The sequence below is a fragment of the Vibrio sp. MEBiC08052 genome, assembly GCF_001506075.1.
In the GTDB taxonomy this organism is placed as follows: Bacteria; Pseudomonadota; Gammaproteobacteria; order Enterobacterales; family Vibrionaceae; genus Vibrio.
The window spans coordinates 249,407-269,439 of sequence record NZ_KQ947476.1 but is presented as its reverse complement, the minus strand read 5'-3'; the positions used below and the strand labels follow the sequence as shown (position 1 = coordinate 269,439).

Here is a 20,033-nt window from a genome sequence, read left to right as displayed (position 1 = left end):
AGTCACTTCTGAGTCTGCGCATCAGATACTTTTGGCTTGGCCCCAAAAGTATCCAAAAAGGCCGGTTGTTCAGCTTTCGTGCCGGCTATCAGGGGCGCTTTTATTCGCATCCTGCTCACGAAAAGCTAAAAAGTTCGTCCTGAACTTTTCCCCTGAGTTCATCGCTTCAAGCGACATAAGCACACAGGGCGATCAAACTGATACTGCGATGCTGATGAGATTTACTTTGAATCACTTTGTTTCAGGTTGAGCTTGTAAATGACTTCATTTGAGCGGTTTGATTGTAACCCAATCTAAATATGAATCATGATGAATTGGTGTTTCAAAACAGCACAGTGTGAAATTACTCGCAAAATAATGATGATCCCAGTGTGAGCAAAGTATGAGATTTTACTCTATGACACGCGCTTTATTTTCTTGTGACTCGTCAGCAAATCAGATACTGCTTAAGCTCGATCTGCACCGATAAAAAACGGTGTCGGGATTGGAACACCGAGTAATAACACCAAATGCATAAACCATCGCCTTGTGCTACTTCATGTTTATGTGTAGCCTTGGCTCACTCATATTATGGTGAGCTGACAAGGCAACCTTGTGTTGACCGTTTGGTGTTAACGGTAGTTCCAAACCTTGTTCAGCTTGCCACCCATGGAGATTGGAACCTTCAGTGTGGCTGTATTCTCTCATTAACACCAAAGAGGTTACGATGTCTAATTCACAACCTAATTTACACCTGACTGCTCGCGGTTATCTGATTGATTTCCTTGCCACCAGCACCGCACCTTCCGTTGACCAAAATGAATTGCGTGAGATTCTGCTATTTCTCAATAATCTGATTACGTTTGATGAGATAAATTTGATTAAAGAAGACGTAGAAGGGGTTTTATAAGAATAAAAGTGGGGATCTATGATTAAGATCCCCCATTACATAAAATCTATGGTCTTGGATTCATTTCATCAATATAGATGACAGGTGTCATATTATTTATTATTTCTTGTGCTCTGTTATGAGCATTATTAATTTCTAATTTACTCAAAGGCTTTAAGTCGTTTTCTTTAAGAATATAATTAAACCTTCTTAAATGATCATCTCTGCTCTCTAATTGATCTGAAGCAGTAGCACACGCCGCACTATCTATAATATGATCTCTGTCAGTATTATCAACTTCTGTATAGTATCTTATACATAGGAATGGCTCTGTATTTATCATTATACTTTGCTTGACTACTTTTAATAAATATGGTTTTTTATAGAATTCTCTATTAAAAAAAACAATATTTGTCATTGCTGGTGGGAAGTTATTATTGACTGGAAGATATGCTAGCTCAGATATATAATTATTCTCTTCAGCAGAAATAGTCTCTCTTCTATTGAAAAAAGTTAAATACATTCTATCTTTATAATTCTTTATAAGTCTCATTAAGGGTTGGTAATAATAATTCTTGGCATTTTCAGTGACTAGTCGCTCCAGCTCTTTATGCACCTCTTCTGAGCTGTTTTCATCATACTGAAGCAGGTAATACTCTGCTTTTTTATCGCCTTTCTCTGCCCGCTCTTGCAGTAGTTTTCGCCCGAGTTTTCCCCACTTTTGATCACAGTAACCGCTCATAAACATCTGGCATTCACGGTCATTGCTATCTAAACGGAGTGCGGCATAGGGGTTCCCCAGCTCGGCTGATTTCTGGAATAACCTGGCCGCCGGGCCGCTGGAGTAGTAGCTATCGTCATAGGTGATTTGAGCCAACCAGTACATGGCATCAGCATTGCCTTGTTCGACTAAGGGTTGCAACAGCTCTTCGGCTTTTCCCTGCCGATGTCTTTGAATATATAGCAGGGGTTCATACAGCGGATCTCCGGGGCGATAGGTACTGGAGATATACGGGTCGGGGTTAAATGGCTGGCTTTCCTGAGCCATTTTCAGCAGCTCAGTCAGTACCTTGGGGCCTTCTGCCTGCCGGGACTGAAAGCCGGAAGGGATCGCCAGATAGGCCATCAGTCCGCCGGCCGCTAGAATAATCACACCAGCGATGGTTAGCAGTGTTTTGTAAATCAGTTTCTTATTGATATTCATGCTTTAAGTGTCCAGCTTTTTTCTTTCCACGGGTTGTAGGTGATTTTGTTCCAGAAGTAACCTTTGTCTTCGGTCGCTTGAATCGTCTCTTCAAGGCGCTTGCGGTCTGCAACTACTTGTGGCTTGTCACCTTCTTTGGCAACCCGAATGGTTAAGTAGTCATATTCGCCATCGACAAAATGAGCAATTGCATCCGAGTGCTCTTCGGCTTCATAGTGGTAGCGTTTCATATTGCCACATAGAATCCCACTAAAATCGTTAAAATCTGTTCTAATGTTCTTAATGATCTTAGTATTCCCAATAATCTTAGAAACATGATTGATGAAGTTTTCTAATTGCATCCAACTTTGGGTAAAGCGTCGCCACTGCTCCATCGGGAGCCGGGCGGATTCATAGTTGCCCCCCATACGGATCAGGGTCTTTTCAAACTGTCGGCGTTTTTTCTCAATATCCGCTTCACTGGCACCTGTTTTTGGGGATATCCATTCTAAGATCTGCACAATGGCTAAGGCCTTATCGACTTCTTGACTCTGTCGGGCGACTTTCTCTCCGTCATTTTCGAACAAGCCACCTTTGTTTTGGTTACTCAGGCAATCTAATAAGTTGCAGAGTGTCTCAGGCGGTAAATCAGAGACCCACATCTGAATTTTCTTTTTACCCTCTTTGCCTTCATCTTTTTTGATGATCCGTCTGGCGATTAACGGTGCATAATCTTCCTGCAAACCATCTTTGTGAATAAATGACAGGGCTTTGGCCGGCAGCAGCAGGGCTTCACCTAAAGTCAGACCGAGTGCGACCGCGACGGTCAGGCGGCGGTTGAGCTCTTCAAAGTCTTCGTTGCGGCCTTGCTCATTCACTTCACCGAAAGCTTCAATGCGTTTAAAGCCGGATTCATTGAGCATGGCGAGCAGGCATTGAATAAAGCGGTCAACGTTGAGCGCATCAAGGGCGATCGCGACTTTGCCTGATGCACCGGGGCCGCAGACCAGTTTGGCTGCGGCAATCACATATAAAGCTCCGCGGTGGAAGGTAATGCTAAACTGAGCCGATAATCCGATGCCATAGCTGACAGCTGCCTGAACCGCTAAACTCCCTAAGCGCATCATCTTGCCGCGCTCCGCACTATTGGAGATGTCAATCGTCGGTGGCCGCCAGTAGACTTCACCGCTCAGCTCACCGCCGACTTCAACCCCGGCAAAGGCATCAATGGTAATTCCTGCTTGTGCGGCGGAGTTCTTTTTGAGTGTGCCGAGTGCCCTTTGCCCGACTGATTGCTCTGACTGTGGCAAGGGTGGTGGCGGTGCTGCGCGGACTTGGCTGATTTCACCGGCATTATAGTCCGCTGTTGTAATCGCCTTACCCCGGACACCGAGTTCACCCGCTTTCGTTGTGGCCGGGCCGAAGCACAGATTCCCGGCGATACTGACACTGGCGGCTGCTAAACCATAAATCGTGGCGGAGACGCGCATAAACATCTCACCGGCATCATAAATGTCCTTTTTATCTTGCCCATCCACGTTTTTCAGATAATGGATTGCTAGTGGTTCCCCTTTGAACTGGCGTTTGTCTTTATGGTCATCATTTTCAGGTTGAAGCGGGAACCACGCCTTCGCCGTTAATTGAGCCCGGAATAAATCCGCAGTGAAATTGAGTGCGCCACCGGCAGTGGTATCGGTATTGACCGCGAGATTATTGTATTCGCTTAACGGGAGATTGAGGTTGGTCTTCACACTGGAAGACAAGCGCATAAATTGTGCGGAAGCATCAACCACATATTGAGAGGATTTGCCGTCCGGTCCGAGTCCTTCTTCCCAGTGATAGCTGTCTGACCAGAATGCCGATACTTCTGATTTTTTTTCTGCGGCTAAGTTGATTGGGTTGAGCAGGAACTTGCCATTCAGCATACTCGCTTTCAATGCCTTAACGCCATCCGTTTTGATGGATGTACGGATGGCTTTCATCGCCTCAGACAGGGTCGGAAATGCATTGGCTTGTGCGGTCTTAATATTTTGGGGTGTTTTGCTGTCGGCAGCCGGGCTGATCAGCGCGACTTTAGTGGTAATATCTTTGAGATGGCCTTTTGCCAGCAGGGTGTCTTTTTCATCTTTAGGTAAATACCACGCCGGGCCTCGCACCCAGCCGAGTGTTCCTTCAGACATCAACACACATTCAACCACCTGAAGGTCAGCTTTGCCGGTCTCTTTACGGAAGACTTTGGTCTTTTTCTCTTTGGGTTGATACTCTTTTTCTTCCCAGAGCAGCAGGTAGCTGGCTGGGATTTTATCACCGCTGAGGTAGAAATTACGCAGTGAATCGGCACCTTTTTGGGCTCTCGATGTGGCGATGGTTTTCAGCGCATCAATTCGCGCCATGGCGAGCTTTTTCAGCCACAGTAAGTCACCGAACATATCCGGTGCCGGCATCCGTTTATTTTGCTCATCTTTATCAAGACCCAGCAGTTCGTCTAAGTCGGCTATCCATTTGGTGATTGTCGCATCGACCAGTTTGACCAGCGCCAGGCAGGGGTAATAGGCCCATTGCCCTGCGCAGCCCTGACTGAGCAGTGATTTAATCAGCTCTTCTTCGGTCTGTTTACGAGTACCGTCGATATTTGTGGCGTGCAACGCTTCCTTATTGATATTGAGCTCGGTCAGCAAGTCGTTGACCAGTTTTGCCCCTTCGGTAATTTTGACCGGCAGTCCGTTGTCAGTGAAAAACTTATTTTCGCGCCATTCTGAAAAGTTCTTCTCAAGGGTTTTGGGGCCGAGTTGCGCCGGGCTGGTACCTTCCAGCTCGGCCATGGTCAGGCATTGCTCTTTCACCACATAGCCACGCAGGTTTAATGCATTCAGTGTTCGGGTAAAGTTCCATGCATACGGTGGGTTATTGTAGGAATATGGCCCGACAGTGACCAGTCTTTCATCCTCATTGGCCTCTCGGGCTGCGGTACATTTTTTGATAAACTCGTCGGCATACTTGACTTCACGATCCCATAAATTTTCGATCAGTTGTGTTGCCTGTTCATGGGAATCAAGCGCTAATTTGGCATCAGTTCCCCACATCCTGCGCTCCCGGAGCAACATTTTGACCGAGTTTTCTATTTCTTTTTCATAGTTACTGGTGAAGTAGCTCCGCTTTTTGTCATAAACATAAGAAGAGCCGTCGTCGGCTTGCTTATTTTTTGCGGTAAGTTCTGCAACCTTATCCAGTTTTTCGATCTCATCGTCGAGATGATCTTGCAATGTTTCTTTTAACTGTTTTCGGGCTTGCTTTAGGTGATAGGCTTCTTTACTCGCCTTATCGAGATACTCTTTCACATTGCTACTGGTGAGCAGTAATGTCTGAGCAATTGGACTGGTCCACATGACCCCGATAAATGTCCAGTATTTGAGTTTTTCCCAAGTGGTATAACGGTCAAGCAGTTTATTGGTATCAAGGCCTTCTTGTTCGGCAAGGCTGACGATAAACCCATTTTCGCCACCATTTTGATAATTTTTAGCCGCGCCGGAGCGAATCGTCTTACGCGCATGGAATAGAAAACGGTAACGCTTCAGGTCATCTTCTGATTCGAGGAACATCTCATGCGGGCTGGTATAAAAGCGTGAGAGAATTCCGAGACGATTGAGGTTTTGGATGGTCTCGGTTTGATCGGCAACGATCGATTCTGCTAAGCGTTTATGCTCTGCCTGAATCGCTTGTTTGACTTCATCGGTAATGGCGTAAAACCGTTTTTGTTTTTCGGTCGGGTGTGACGGAACATACAGGATATCGGTAAACGGGGTATCCTTTCCGGAGCATAGATCACCAGCACAGGCGTCTTTTCCCGGTGGCTTGGGGATCTCATCCCGGCTGCCGGGCTGGTTATCGATTGCAGAGTTTGCATCCTCTCCGGGCAGAATAATGGTATCGCCGGCATAGATCAGATCGATATCATTAATCAGATCACTGTTCAGTTTTGCAATAATTTCCGGCTTGGTACCAAAATGCTCTGCAAGCAGACTTAAACAGTCACCGGGTTGTATTTGATAAGTTTTCGGTGTCTCAGTTGGATTAGCCATAACGTTGTTCTACCAATGCGTTAAATACGGGGGATTGTAAATGGTACGGTAACTGGAAATCGGCTTCGGTCTTCGCCTCGGGAAACTGTCTGAGTGAATGGCCGTTCTGCTGGCTGTCTACCCAACTCAGTGCCTGACACGGGCCCAGCAGCGTACATCGATCCTCTGCGGTGGTTTCTGGCGCAACGTCATTCCACATCGGGCTGGCGTAATAACGGAATAGAATCGGGGATTCAGCAACGACCACATAAAGCAGTGCCTGAAAATGCTGAATGACCGATTCAGTCGCAACAGACGGATCACAGGAAAACAGCACGCTACTGGTTCGGAGTGCAAAATCTTCTTTGAGCTGTCGCTCGATTTCAGTCACACCGCTATAGCGGAAAGCCACCGGGCTTTGCTCAATTAAATGATCGAACGGGGTACCGGCAAACAGGCGATATAACTCAACGTTTTTCTCATACTGGTAAACGAGCTGGGTAATATCCGGTACCCGGACGGAATCAACCACCAGCCAATGTACCAGTGAACTATCTTGTAATTCTGGGAAAAGCCTCATTATTTATGCCTCCGAGGTACACGGACAGTCACCACGCGGACAGCTTCCGTCCGGCTGGCGCTGACACATTTTCGACATCGGTGTGTTCTGCATTGAAACCTGTTCAAATGCCGGTGCCTGAATATTTTTCGGTGAAGCAAGTGTGTAGATCGCCGGGGATGCAGGCGTTTGGGTTGCAGTGATATCTAAAGCCTGCGCCTCCTCCGGAGCCGTTAACGCAGTGAGGAGGTTCGGCATGGTTGCAAGCTGGCCGGCGTAACCGCTGCCGCTGCCGGCACTGCCGCCGGAGTTAAGGTTGATCGCACCGCTGACCACATGCACGCCGCCTGCATCGACTTTGATAAAACTGCCGCCGACCTTGACGGTGATTTCATTACCGGCATCGAGTACCACAGCGTTTCCGGCCTTGAGGTGCACTTCGCTGCCTGAATCGACAATGGTTTTCTGGCCGACTTTCTGATGCAGTGAGGCATCGGTTTCGAGGGTGAGGTTCTGTTTGATTGCGGTTCGCTGCTCACCGTCAATACTCAGATGGTCGTTGACCTGCACATGGCTGTAATGGTCATTTTCAACCGTGAGATGGCGGTCATGCTTAATCTGGGTGGTGCTGTCATTTTCAACCAGCGCTTCATAGTCTTTCTGCGCGTGGAGGTAAATCTTCTCGCTGCCGGACTGGTCTTCAAAACTTAATTCGTTAAAACCGGTGCCCTGATGGGTCTGGGTGCGAATCACGGTTTTGGTTTTGTGATCCGGCAGAGGATAGGGCGGCGTGTTGGTCGCATGATAGGTGCGCCCGGTCACCATCGGTTGATCAGGGTCACCGTTGAGGAAGGTGACAATCACTTCATGACCGATACGAGGGATCGCCATCATGCCGTACTGGGCGCCTGCCCAGCCTTGTGCGACGCGCACCCAGCAGGAGCTGTGCTCATCTTCGTTGCTGTAGCGGTCCCACGGGAAAGAGACTTTCACCCGGCCATGTTCATCACAGTAGATCTCTTCGCCTTCGGGGCCGACAACGGTAGCGACCATCGGGCCATCGACTTGCGGTTTTGGCTGGGGCTGCATACGCCACAGGGTTTCATTCGGGATGACGACAAACTGGTTGCTGTAAGTGGTGGCACCGCTGCCTCCGGACTCTTCCAGTGCCTGGGGCTGACTGCCCTGATGGTCAATCCCGACAATCAGCCAGGGGCGGTTCATTGCACTATCAAGATGGTCGGCTAGTGTAAACACCACCCCGGCCTGAAGTTTGGCTTCGTTACTTTTACCGGCTGCGGTATGACTGGTGCGGCGCAGATGTTCGAGCTTAATCTGACTGAAGGCTTTGCCGCTGGCATCGTCTTTATAGCGCCCCGGTGCATCGTAGTGTTGGTAGTCCGGCAACTGATAGGCCATGTCACTGCCAAGTGCCGACTGTTTAAAGCTGTAAGAGGGCTTTTTAAAACTATAGTCACGCTGCGTCACTTCGGTAACTTCGGACTGTTTGGTCTCACGCATGGCGGAGACATACGGGGTGTCAGCCACACCACCGGACAGTACGTTATACGGCACAGTACCGCCCAGCTGAGTAAATCCGGCACTGTTATCGGTGACGACTAAGGTATGTTTTTCGGCCTCGTGGCTGAAGGTGTACATTAAGCCTTCTTCTGCCGCCAGCCGGTGGAAGAACTCTAGGTCGGTCTCCCGATACTGAACACAGAACTCCCGCGGTGCACATTCGCGTTTGACGGAGAAGGCGTAGTCGGTGATGTTCATTTCCGAGAGGAGCATCGCCAGAATCTCAGGGACGGTTTTTTGTTGGAAAATCCGGCTGTTGTGGCGCAATGACAACCGCTCAAGCGCGGGCACCAGTGTCAGGGAATAATAAGTGTGATGATGGCCGGTATCACCGCGGCTGAAGCTGCGCACAATGCCGTGGACTTGCTGCACCACTTCGCCATTGCGGATGACTTCCAGCACGGCTGCGGTATCAACCAGTTGCTCGGCACTGATGCCGGAATCGCGGCTGGCCAGCTCGATGTGATAGCGAAAGCCATACACCGGGTTGCCCTGTGCATCCAATGAATCAGAGATAGATTCATGTCCCTGATAGTCACGGACGACCAAGGCTTCACCGACACCACTGACAAGACGGAAGTTCAAAGTCCCCATAGTTTTTTCCTGACATTGTTGAGTTGACTGAATTTCATATACCCATTGATTTTGTCACATATAAAATCAGTGCATCCTTGAGGAGCAGCACGGTCATAAATGACATGGGTTCGGCCCGGTTTTCCGGTTGTTCTTGTTAGAAACATTTACGTTTTTCTATCATGTGCTCTGACAAAAACAGACGGTATTGCCAAAACAGACTATATTGTCAAAATAAACGATAACTAAACGCGAAATCCGATTATAACCGGATGAGTATATGAGTCTTGATGAAAATGAAAAATTGGCGGGGAAATCAACGAGAAAGCAATTTTCCTGAAGGAATCTCTCAGTTTTTGAACCGTCGCCCCAGCCATCTTGCCTCACAACACATATACCTGAATAACCTCATAAACGACTTTCTGCTGCGCGAAGTTGTTTAGGTATATTGTCTTATCGTTTTGTCGAGTCTACTTTTCTAATTAATGTGTGATTGATATAAACAATGTTGCCCACCCGCGGGTGAGCAACAGGACAATCAAAGCATTGTCGGACAGACACACAAGGTGCCTGTTCAGTTGACAATTAAGCTTCGATTGGCTTACGCCAGTCGTCAGCACCTGAAGTACCCGCGTTAACGTGGTCCCAAGTGATCTTACGGTAAGACATAGAGACAGTCAGGTTTTGCGTGTAGTCAGAATCTGCTGGGTTTTGGCAGTGTGGCATTTCACACTTGATGTCAACGATAGTTGCGTTTTCAAGTGTTGTGGTGAAGAAGTTTTCTTGCTTGCCTTCGATTGAAGTGCGGTACCACTTCAGCGTCACAGAAGACATTTTTTCACCGGAAGCCAGTGCGTTATACAGCAGTGGAACGGCTTTGTTCAGGTTCACAGTGAATTTGAAAGGCTTGTGAACACGTTGACCAGCAGGCTGACCAGATTGAGGATCAGTTGGAACGCTCACAACGTGATCGAACTGTTGAACCATCATTTCATCTTCGTGACCTTCAACAAAAGAGTCACCGATAGAATCTGCTGTACAAGCGCCTGACGTGATTAGCCCCTGAGTTTCACCTTCGATAGAGATATAACATGGAGTTGGCATTCTGAATTCCTTCAATTATCTATAATAAGTTCATGTTTTTAATGCACATAGAACCTTTAGGCTCTTAAACAATAAGAGCAAGGGGTGTGCCAACTCACTCACGCCAATAAAATCAATGTGTTATATAGATACAAAGGTAATTACAAGCAAGATCTTGCCCGGAGGCGAGCAAAAAGTTGCCCGGCGAGCAAAAAGTTGCCTGCAAGAAGTGGAATAAGTATCACGGAAGTGTTTTATTTTTGAGACAGAGTAATGATAGGGCGCAGAAAAACGTGTGAGCAGCTCTGAGGGATTGAGACGATAGTCATCAAGTTCCTCACACATCATGTGAGGAACTTTTATGTGTTATTTGTGATAGTTCGATTGAGTAAAGTCTGATTATCGATTGGTCTGAGATTGAAGCGTTAACGATGGTGCCGAGAATGCGTAAATACCAATGAGTGCCGGTATGGTTGTCAATGCGGCATATGCACCGACATAACTGGCATCATACCCAGACAGGAAACTCACAATTAACGGGCTCATGCCACCAAAAACTGAGAGAGCAACGTTATAGCCAAGCCCCAGAGAGGTGGTGTTGTTGCGGGCAATGGAAAATAGCACCGTCGCCAGATTGGCTAAAATCAGTGCTGAAATCAGGCTGATCGTGATAAATGCGATCCATTGTTGCCACCCATCATGACTATGAATCAACAGAGAATAAGCCGGATAAGAAACCACTAAACCGGCCAATAATCCGCCCGAAAAGCTTTTCTTTGGTGATGACAGGTATTTGTCCGTGATCCATCCGACTAGCAAGATCATCACAAGTAAGGTCACCGAGTTAACCAAGGCAAACGGCTGAATGGGGAAATCTTTGGCTAAAATGGTGCTGGAAATATTCTGGACGTAGAAAACTACCGCTCCTGTTACAGACACCAAACCGATCCTGACTGTGGTTCTTACATCGTTGGTTAAGCGAGTCGGCTGTGGGGTCGGAAGCGCAGCGGGCAAGCGCAGGCGGAACCAAAAACTCATGGCAATGTTCACTGCGCCAATAATTAAAGGGATACGCCATCCATAAGCTTGCATCTGGCTTTCAGATAAGGTGCCTTTCAGCCCCATTACGATTAAGACGGATGCAATCACCCCAACAATTGAACTGGCAACAATCAGACTGCTGATACGAGCATGTTGTTCACGTTGGCTCCCTTGGTGCAGGTATTGAATGATGGTTGGGTACTCTCCGCCAAAACTGAAGGCCTGAATCATTTGCAGACATAACAGGAGTATCACAAGACTTTCTCCCAAGATATTGACGGGTAAAGCCGCCATCAGCAGCGTTGCACTGCCTGTCAGGCTGCTGGTGATGATCAGGGCTTTTTTTCTTCCTTGTGTGTCCGCAATTTTACCAATGGCCAACCCACCGAGTGGCCGGATTAAGAATCTGAGCGCGAAAATTCCCCATACCATCCATTCTGAATGGACGATGCCATGACTGGATAGCAAATGAGATAAATAAGGAGAGATAGCAGCATAGACTGCAATATCGTAAAACTCGAATGCATTGCCTGAGACAATCCCCAATCGTTGTAGCCAACTTAACATGTTAATTCTCCATAATAATTTCAATCTGGTTCCCATCGGGATCATGGGTGAAAAAATAAACAAAGCCCCCCATTCGAGCCGGTTTGATCTCTGTACACGGGGTAAACTGAGCGAGTTGCTGACGTGTTGCTGCAATGTCATCAACCTGAATGGCGATATGCGTGATGCCAATGGTTTGAATATTGGGGACTGATTGAATATCTGAGAGCTGGGGGGCTGTGTGCTGCCCAGCGGTAAAACAGAACAGCTCAATCGCTGAACCCGCCTCTGTGGTCATCATGACAATCGAGACTTGTTCATCGGTGTAACTTTTGTGTGTCGTATAGCCGAATTGCGCATAGAATCTCTGGCTTTTATCGAGATCCCGACAGGTTAAAGAGACGTGGTGTAAACATCCAGACATGCATCAAGTATCCCGTGTTTTTGGAGTAACTGAAAAAAGGTGGCTCGATTGCCGGTACAACGAATCTTTCTCTTGATGGTTTCAATGCGTTTTCGTTCCGCAGATTCACTGCAATGATGTTGCCAAGCGATTTCTTTGGGGGAATGAAAAGATAACAGAAGGCGGATGGTACTCATTTCTTTCGCGGTCAGGACAATATCACCAAACCGGAAATGGTTTTGCTCATTCATATGAGTATTTGGTGTATCGGATAGGGCGGCCATTGACTGATAGGGGAGCGTTGCAACCTGATGTTTCAGCCATAATTTGTGAGCATGATAAGCCAGATAAGGACGCAGGACTGCCAATTGATGACTTTCCTGACTGGTGAGTTGATGGCGGCAGGCTAAAGAGACGATTTCAGCGCGTTGTGAGCATAACCAGGTATAATCCACTTTATCCGGGATACGAAATTTACTTAATAAATGATGATATTCTTCATCTTTGCCCCGCCATGATGAAAGCCCCGGTGACATGCGTGTTCCCACTGTTCTGTTTAATCCTTGCTCCCAGTAGCTCAGGTGCCAGTCATAATCTGTTGATAAGGTATAGATTTCTTGCGTGTCCAGTGAGACCACTGAATAGCTGATATGTATGGCATCGTCATATATTTTGGAAATCAGTCGGCTGAACTGAGTGCAAGCCTTTGCCATTTCTATTGAACTAACATCCATTTTGGGCGGATTCCTATGTTGCTTATCATGCATATAAAAGAACTGGCGCGATTATACTACTCGTTGCTATTCCATTTGCAACCTGTCAAAAAATACCACCTGTTTTTTATATTTTTTTTGCGGCATGATCAGACGATAACAATCAAAAATTGGTTAGAGATGTGGCTTATGAATAGTACCCAACATAAACTTGATGAAATCTTTTTTTGGTGCAATGTCGTCATGGAGTGCCGTAAACACCAAGAAGCATACCCGACTCAAAAGCAGGAAAGAGCTGCTTTGCTACGTTCTATCGAAGCATTACAGACAACAATCAGTCTGAATATGGAATCACTGATGATCGGTGACTCCAAGGGGCAAGCTTGAGGTAGTCATTAGAGGGGATGATGATACGCAGCAGCGCATCTTCGTTCAGCAATTGAACGTGATGGCAGTATCACAACTGACCGGACAGGCTGACTTTTTGAAAATAATTACCGCTCCCGCATCGTATCCGAAAGCGATTTTTGAACAACGAATATCTCTTCAAACTTTTATTCAATCTGCTCTAGCAGCACACCTGCTTCCATGTGGTGGGTGTAGGGGAATTGGTCGAACAGCGCGAAGCGCGTAACGCGGTGTGTTTCACTCAGAACCGTCAGGTTTTCTTTCAGGGTTTCCGGGTTGCAAGAAATATAAAGAATCCGCGGGTATTTCTGCACCATTTTGCAAGTATCGATATCCATGCCGGAACGTGGCGGATCGACAAAAATCGTTTCACATTGGTAGCTGCTGAGATCAACACCGGCATCTTTCAGGCGACGGAACTCACGTTTTCCTTCCATTGCTTGGGTAAATTCTTCTGCGGACATGCGGATGATTTGTACATTATCGATGTGGTTGGCGGCAATGTTATATTGCGCTGAATCGACGGAAGGCTTCGCTAGTTCTGTCGCTAATACGCGATTGAAATTTTGTGCCAGCGCCAGCGAAAAATTCCCATTGCCACAGTAGAGTTCCAACAGATCCCCCCTCTGGCTGTCTCGGGTACAGTCAACGGCCCATTCCAGCATTTTCTCGGCAATCCGACCATTGGGTTGAGTAAAACTGTTTTCAACTTGCTGATATGTGTAGGTTTGACCATGGACGGATAGTTTTTCGATCACATAGTCACGATCTAAGACCATTTTTATTTTTCGCGCACGGCCGATTAGATTCAGATTGAAACCTTGTTGGTGCAGGGTTGATTTCAAAGTTTGTGCAGCTTGTTGCCACTGTTCATCAATCTGACGGTGGTAGAGCAGTGAGACCAGAATCTCTCCGCTGAGCGACGATAAAAAATCAACCTGAAACAGTTTGTGACGCAGGATGTCGTTGTCGCGAATCTGTTCGAGTAAAGCGGACATCAATTGATTGATCAGTTGGCTTGCTGCCGGGAACTGATCAACCCGGTATTTCTGACGGGTTTGCTGATCGAACATGATGTAATAGATATCATTGCCTTCATGCCAGACGCGAAACTCAGCGCGCATTCGATAGTGTTGCTCTGGTGATTCAAATACGGTCAGTGCCGGCATTTGAAATTCAGAAAACATCTCAGTAAGCCGAGTGACTTTCTCTTGCAGTTGATTCTGGTAGCGTGCGGGATTTACATCAAGAGTAGCCATCGTATTACCTTTATTTTTACAGAACGAAACGCTTTACAGAGCGAACAATGAAAGAGCGCAGATTTTATTCAATTCCGTCATGATGTCCAGTCTGTTCGTGGATCTGTTGAGGATTTTGTTCATGAGTCAGGTGAATATCATCTGGACAAGCTTTATGTAGGTCAATACTATCGTGCCAGTTGGTACTCTCAAATGACAGTGTATGTATGTCAAATGAGGTGTTGAAAAGGGAATCTGGTGAAAATCCAGAACTGACGCGCAGCGGTAAATAGAAGACAAGATCTTAAGTGACACTGCATCGGATGTGGGAAGTCGAGATTTTGGCGGTTATCTCAGGGGTAATCATATTCTTAAGTCCGAAGACCTGCCAGCAACCGGGAGATAACAGGAGTCCCGGTCAGATTAACGCGAATTCAGGATATAAAAATGAAAAAAACAGTTTTAGCGATCGCAGTGGTATCGCAGCTTTCTTGCGCTTTTTATTCTTATGCAGACAGTTCAAACGCAGACACCGACACAATGGTTGTGACTGCGAATCGGTTTGAGCAGCCGGCTCAATCCACATTGGCTGATGTTGAAGTCATTACTCAGCAAGATATCCATCGGAGTCAAGCGAAGAGTATTCCTCAGCTGCTGAGAAATATGATTGGGATAGAAATCAGTCAAAATGGCGGGAGAGGTCAAAATTCATCGTTGTTTGTAAGAGGAACGAGCTCAACACAGGTTTTGGTTTTACTTGATGGTGCTCGTTTTGCTCGTGCAGCAATCGGCTCAGTTGATTTTAATCAGATCCCACTGACTTATGTTGAGAGAATCGAGTATGTCAGAGGGGCTCGTGCTTCTTTATATGGTTCTGAAGCTATCGGTGGTGTTATCAACATCATTACCAAAGCGCGATCACAGCAAGAAGAGACTCAGTTAAGTGTTGGGCTTGGCAGCTTGGATTCTCAGGAAATCAGTGTTACCACTGGTTTTAAAGTTCATGATAACAATCAATTGAATGTTGCAGTGGGGCATGAAAGTACGGATGGTTATAATGTTCATCCTGTTTCTGGAAAGAATGATGGGGATCGACATGGTTTTGAAACCAATAATGCGCTAATCGGCTATGTACATGATGTAAATCAGCAAGTCTCTTTGTTTGGCAACGTTCGGGCTTATGACAATACCTACCAATATGATAGTCGAGGTAATAAGTATGAATCCGAGAAAGAAGATATCGCTGCTGGATTTGGTGGTAAATATAAGTCGGATAATCTCCAGTCAGAAGTACAGTTGTCTACTCAAAGACAGAAATCTTGGAGATATGAGCAATCTTTGGGTAAAGGTAGTGCAGGCACGACTCAGGATGAAGTTAAACAACATACGGCTCAGTGGATAAATAGTTATACAGCAATGCCATCGTTGATATTATCCGGGGGTGTAGATTGGCGAGAAGACTCATATGACGATATTACAAATCATACACAGTTTTCACACGATAATTTCGGTCTGTATGGGTTAGCTTCGTTTCATCATGATAAAACAAAGCTTGAAGTTGGTATTCGTAATGATGATAACGAGGACTTCGGCAATAAAGCGACTTATAATTTAGCCGCAGGCTATCAACTCATTCCTGAATTTGGAGTGAAGGCCTCCTACGGAACTGCTTTCAAAGGCCCAGACTTATACCAGCTACATGACGCTACTTATGGTAATGTGCACTTAAAACCAGAATCTTCGCAGAATGCTGAGCTTGGTTTTCATGGTGTAATTCAGACGGTATATTGGTCTTTGACTGGTTATGACTACCAAATTGACGATTTGATCAATTATGAGTTTTCAAGCAATTCTTACAATAATATCGACGGGACGTCTCGAATTAAAGGGGTCGAACTGACATCTGAATTCGATACCGGCATTGTGCAACATCGTATTAGTGCTGAGTATAAAGATGCCCGAGACGCCAAAAATGAACTATTACCTCGTCGCGCGCATGTATCCTATAAATGGAATATGACAGCATCCTTTGATGTGTTCGATTTATCGGTGAATTATCTATATATAGGAAAACGAGACAACTCAGCATTCGATACTGTTACTTTGCCATCATATTCTCTTGTTGATACGGCAATTAATTATCAGGCTAATGAATCGGTAACTATTGGTGGACGTATCGATAATCTTTTTGACAAGTCATATGAAACATCTTATGGCTATCCATCACCATCGAGAGCTTACTCTATCAATATCACCTATACGTTTTAAACGTCAGAGAAACCGCCTTCGGGCGGTTTATTTTCTTTTGAAAATCATGATTGTCAAAATTGATTGAAAGCGTATCATGCGTTTTCATCTTTAGTATTTCGATGTAGTCAAACGTGTTCTCAAAAGTTTCTAATATCCTAATTTTTGACTCTGGTGTTGGTGGTCTCTCGGTTTATCGGGAGATTCAGCAGCTGCTCCCCGAGCACAACTATTTCTATCTGTTCGATAATGAAGGCTATCCATACGGAGAGCTGCCACAGCAAAAACTACTCAACCGGGTTGAAACCTTAGTCACATCTATTGTGACAAGAATGGCGATTGATATCGTAGTGATTGCCTGCAATACCGCGAGTACGATTGTTCTGCCTACTTTACGCAAGACATTAGATATCCCGGTTGTTGGCGTGGTTCCCGCGATTAAACCTGCTTGTAATTTAGCGCAGCGATGTGTCGGCCTTATTGCGACACCTGCAACCATTCAACGGCCTTACACCCATGAGCTGATTCGGGATTTCTCATCTGACAAAGAGATCTGTCTGCTCGGGTCAACCGCATTGGTCGATATGGCTGAACGCAAATTACGCGGTGTCACCGTGAATATGTCTGAGCTGGCAAACATTCTTCAGCCGCTTCAAGGGAGAATCGATGTTGCTGTACTCGGCTGTACACACTTTCCACTATTGAGATATGAAATTCAGCAGACATTGGGAGAGAATGTCGTTCTGGTGGATTCCGGAAAAGCGATTGCTCGAAGAGTGGTTAGTCTGATTTCACCGAGAATGTGTAGGCATTCGCCGCAGACACCTCGGATTTTTGCCAGTGCCTCACCATACGACGGTGAGGCACTGACACGAGTTTTATCCGAGTGGGGATTTAATCAAATTGAGAATTTTCCGCTTCAGGGTTTTTTGGATCATTCGCAACCCGAACTTTAAGGGTTCTATCCATATAACTAGACTCATTGAGTTTCGTAATCGCTTCTTGTGCATCAGCCTCTGGCATCACTACAAAGCCAAATCCCCGTCGTTTTCCAGTCCGTTTGTCCTTCATTAAACGCACTGCGAAGACTTCACCATAATCTGAAAATAAGCTTTTTACATTCGATTCATTCGCTTTGTAGGGGAGATTGCCGACATATAATGTTGTTGTCGCCATCTGTGACTGCTGTTGAGAAGACGAATTTTGTGAAGTGAGAATAAAAATAAGAGTTGCCCCTGCCAATCCAACCAGAAAAGCGACAACCGAGGGAATAGCGAGCTGAGAAAGTGCAATAACACCTAACACAGCAAACGTGGCAAGCCACAAAAAAGATTTAGTTAAATTCATATTGGAATACTACTTATCAATTAATAAGAAAGATGAATACATAAATAAAATAGAACAGATAGATGAATCTTACGTTTATGTCTGGGGTTTTTCCAACCTATTGCTGTGATAATCTTCAAAGGTTGTAACATTATTTATAACCTTTCTGATTTCTTTTTGAGCAAACGGGAAAAAAAGTAAAAAAATCACTTGCTACAAGTTATTTGTTCCCTATAATGCCGCCTCACCGACAGAGAGTGTCTGAAAACGGCAAACTCAAGGTAAAAGAAAATCCTAAAATTGTTGGCAAATATTTGTTGACTTGATTTTCGAAAAGCGTAAGATACGCACCCCTAGCCAAGGCGGTAAGCCAGACACTAGGCGCTCTTTAACAATATAGACCAATCAATCTGTGTGGGCACTCGTCGATAAATATCCAAAAAGATTTTATCAATGAATCGAGTGACCAATTCAAGTTGGAGCAGGCAACTGTTATCAATAAGAGCACAGTCAATTCAACATTACTTATGTAATGTCACTTTTTGCTTCTGCTTTTAAAAAGCGGAGACAAAAAGCAGTATTCATTGAGCCGACACTTCGGTGTCACAAAAACTTTAATTGAAGAGTTTGATCATGGCTCAGATTGAACGCTGGCGGCAGGCCTAACACATGCAAGTCGAGCGGTAACAGGAGAGAGCTTGCTCTCTTGCTGACGAGCGGCGGACGGGTGAGTAAAGTCTGGGAAATTGCCCTGATGTGGGGGATAACCATTGGAAACGATGGCTAATACCGCATGATGTCTACGGACCAAAGAGGGGGACCTTCGGGCCTCTCGCGTCAGGATATGCCCAGATGGGATTAGCTAGTTGGTGGGGTAAAGGCTCACCAAGGCGACGATCCCTAGCTGGTCTGAGAGGATGATCAGCCACACTGGAACTGAGACACGGTCCAGACTCCTACGGGAGGCAGCAGTGGGGAATATTGCACAATGGGCGCAAGCCTGATGCAGCCATGCCGCGTGTATGAAGAAGGCCTTCGGGTTGTAAAGTACTTTCAGCAGTGAGGAAGGATGATGCTTTAATAGAGTCTCATTTTGACGTTAGCTGCAGAAGAAGCACCGGCTAACTCCGTGCCAGCAGCCGCGGTAATACGGAGGGTGCGAGCGTTAATCGGAATTACTGGGCGTAAAGCGCATGCAGGTGGTTTTTTAAGTCAGATGTGAAAGCCCGGGGCTTAACCCCGGAGTTGCATTTGAAACTGGGAGGCTAGAGTACTGTAGAGGGGGGTAGAATTTCAGGTGTAGCGGTGAAATGCGTAGAGATCTGAAGGAATACCGGTGGCGAAGGCGGCCCCCTGGACAGATACTGACACTCAGATGCGAAAGCGTGGGGAGCAAACAGGATTAGATACCCTGGTAGTCCACGCTGTAAACGATGTCTACTTGGAGGTTGTGGCCTAGAGCCGTGGCTTTCGGAGCTAACGCGTTAAGTAGACCGCCTGGGGAGTACGGTCGCAAGATTAAAACTCAAATGAATTGACGGGGGCCCGCACAAGCGGTGGAGCATGTGGTTTAATTCGATGCAACGCGAAGAACCTTACCTACTCTTGACATCCAGAGAAGCCGGAAGAGATTCTGGTGTGCCTTCGGGAGCTCTGAGACAGGTGCTGCATGGCTGTCGTCAGCTCGTGTTGTGAAATGTTGGGTTAAGTCCCGCAACGAGCGCAACCCTTATCCTTGATTGCCAGCACTTCGGGTGGGAACTTCAGGGAGACTGCCGGTGATAAACCGGAGGAAGGTGGGGACGACGTCAAGTCATCATGGCCCTTACGAGTAGGGCTACACACGTGCTACAATGGCATATACAGAGGGCAGCTAACTTGCGAGAGTGTGCGAATCCCAAAAAGTATGTCGTAGTCCGGATTGGAGTCTGCAACTCGACTCCATGAAGTCGGAATCGCTAGTAATCGTAGATCAGAATGCTACGGTGAATACGTTCCCGGGCCTTGTACACACCGCCCGTCACACCATGGGAGTGGGCTGCAAAAGAAGCAGGTAGTTTAACCTTCGGGAGGACGCTTGCCACTTTGTGGTTCATGACTGGGGTGAAGTCGTAACAAGGTAGCGCTAGGGGAACCTGGCGCTGGATCACCTCCTTACGTAAAGATATTTGAGATGAGTGTCCACACAGATTGATTTGGTTTATAA

General features: G+C 46.3%; 14 protein-coding genes, 1 rRNA gene and 1 riboswitch. Of the genes, 5 read left to right on the top strand and 10 right to left on the bottom strand.

Annotated features, from left to right (window positions below; all coding sequences use genetic code 11):
- Nucleotides 1–706 precede the first annotated feature (706 nt).
- Complete coding sequence (locus VRK_RS18650; protein ID WP_059123007.1) at nucleotides 707–889, top strand: hypothetical protein; 183 nt, start codon at nucleotides 707–709, stop codon at nucleotides 887–889.
- Between the two features lie 46 nt (nucleotides 890–935).
- Here the strand turns inward: VRK_RS18650 and VRK_RS18645 are convergent, their stop codons facing one another.
- From VRK_RS18645 to VRK_RS18610, 8 genes are all read right to left on the bottom strand, one after another.
- Nucleotides 936–2,072, bottom strand: coding sequence for a tetratricopeptide repeat protein (locus VRK_RS18645; RefSeq protein ID WP_059123006.1), 1,137 nt, complete (start codon nucleotides 2,070–2,072; stop codon nucleotides 936–938).
- Nucleotides 2,069–6,130: a LysM peptidoglycan-binding domain-containing protein gene (locus tag VRK_RS18640; protein WP_059123005.1), complete on the bottom strand. Its 4,062-nt coding sequence runs from the start codon at nucleotides 6,128–6,130 to the stop codon at nucleotides 2,069–2,071. The genes VRK_RS18645 and VRK_RS18640 overlap by 4 nt, the downstream gene beginning before the upstream one ends.
- Nucleotides 6,123–6,689 carry a DUF4123 domain-containing protein gene (locus VRK_RS18635; protein ID WP_059123004.1) on the bottom strand — a complete coding sequence of 189 codons (567 nt, stop codon included), beginning with the start codon at nucleotides 6,687–6,689 and terminating at the stop codon, nucleotides 6,123–6,125. Before VRK_RS18635 ends, VRK_RS18640 begins: the two co-directional genes overlap by 8 nt.
- Before the next feature lie 3 nt (nucleotides 6,690–6,692).
- Complete coding sequence (locus tag VRK_RS18630) at nucleotides 6,693–8,843, bottom strand: type VI secretion system Vgr family protein (RefSeq protein WP_059123003.1); 2,151 nt, start codon at nucleotides 8,841–8,843, stop codon at nucleotides 6,693–6,695.
- A 564-nt stretch (nucleotides 8,844–9,407) separates the two neighbouring features.
- Nucleotides 9,408–9,926: an Hcp family type VI secretion system effector gene (locus VRK_RS18625; RefSeq protein WP_059123002.1), complete on the bottom strand. Its 519-nt coding sequence runs from the start codon at nucleotides 9,924–9,926 to the stop codon at nucleotides 9,408–9,410.
- A 378-nt stretch (nucleotides 9,927–10,304) separates the two neighbouring features.
- Nucleotides 10,305–11,513 carry an MFS transporter gene (locus tag VRK_RS18620; protein ID WP_059123001.1) on the bottom strand — a complete coding sequence of 403 codons (1,209 nt, stop codon included), beginning with the start codon at nucleotides 11,511–11,513 and terminating at the stop codon, nucleotides 10,305–10,307.
- Between the two features lies 1 nt (nucleotide 11,514).
- Nucleotides 11,515–11,916 (bottom strand): VOC family protein, encoded by a 402-nt coding sequence (locus VRK_RS18615; RefSeq protein WP_059123000.1) that lies wholly within the window; start codon nucleotides 11,914–11,916, stop codon nucleotides 11,515–11,517.
- On the bottom strand, nucleotides 11,886–12,629 hold the full coding sequence (locus VRK_RS18610) for a helix-turn-helix transcriptional regulator (RefSeq protein WP_059122999.1): 744 nt from the start codon (nucleotides 12,627–12,629) through the stop codon (nucleotides 11,886–11,888). Before VRK_RS18610 ends, VRK_RS18615 begins: the two co-directional genes overlap by 31 nt.
- 168 nt (nucleotides 12,630–12,797) lie before the next feature.
- Between VRK_RS18610 and VRK_RS21155 the strand changes: the two genes are divergently transcribed.
- On the top strand, nucleotides 12,798–12,995 hold the full coding sequence (locus VRK_RS21155; protein ID WP_139344153.1) for a hypothetical protein: 198 nt from the start codon (nucleotides 12,798–12,800) through the stop codon (nucleotides 12,993–12,995).
- Between the two features lie 167 nt (nucleotides 12,996–13,162).
- Here VRK_RS21155 and trmA read toward each other — a convergent pair whose 3' ends face one another.
- Complete coding sequence (trmA, locus tag VRK_RS18600) at nucleotides 13,163–14,275, bottom strand: tRNA (uridine(54)-C5)-methyltransferase TrmA (RefSeq protein ID WP_059122997.1); 1,113 nt, start codon at nucleotides 14,273–14,275, stop codon at nucleotides 13,163–13,165.
- A gap of 163 nt (nucleotides 14,276–14,438) precedes the next feature.
- A riboswitch (cobalamin riboswitch) is annotated at nucleotides 14,439–14,661 on the top strand.
- Between the two features lie 40 nt (nucleotides 14,662–14,701).
- Between trmA and btuB the strand changes: the two genes are divergently transcribed.
- Together btuB and murI are read left to right on the top strand one after the other, a co-directional pair.
- Nucleotides 14,702–16,522, top strand: a complete 1,821-nt coding sequence (btuB, locus tag VRK_RS18595) for a TonB-dependent vitamin B12 receptor (protein ID WP_059122996.1) — start codon at nucleotides 14,702–14,704, stop codon at nucleotides 16,520–16,522.
- A 113-nt stretch (nucleotides 16,523–16,635) separates the two neighbouring features.
- Nucleotides 16,636–17,457, top strand: a complete 822-nt coding sequence (murI, locus tag VRK_RS18590; RefSeq protein ID WP_059122995.1) for a glutamate racemase — start codon at nucleotides 16,636–16,638, stop codon at nucleotides 17,455–17,457.
- On the opposite strand, the gene VRK_RS18585 is transcribed toward murI, so the two are convergent.
- A complete protein-coding gene (locus tag VRK_RS18585) occupies nucleotides 17,396–17,848 on the bottom strand; it encodes an RNA recognition motif domain-containing protein (RefSeq protein WP_059122994.1) in 453 nt (150 codons plus the stop codon). The two genes, murI and VRK_RS18585, sit on opposite strands and share 62 nt — an antisense overlap.
- A gap of 594 nt (nucleotides 17,849–18,442) precedes the next feature.
- On the opposite strand from VRK_RS18585, the gene VRK_RS18580 reads away from it, so the two are divergent.
- Nucleotides 18,443–19,984 (top strand): 16S ribosomal RNA (locus VRK_RS18580).
- The last annotated feature ends 49 nt before the right edge of the window (nucleotides 19,985–20,033 follow it).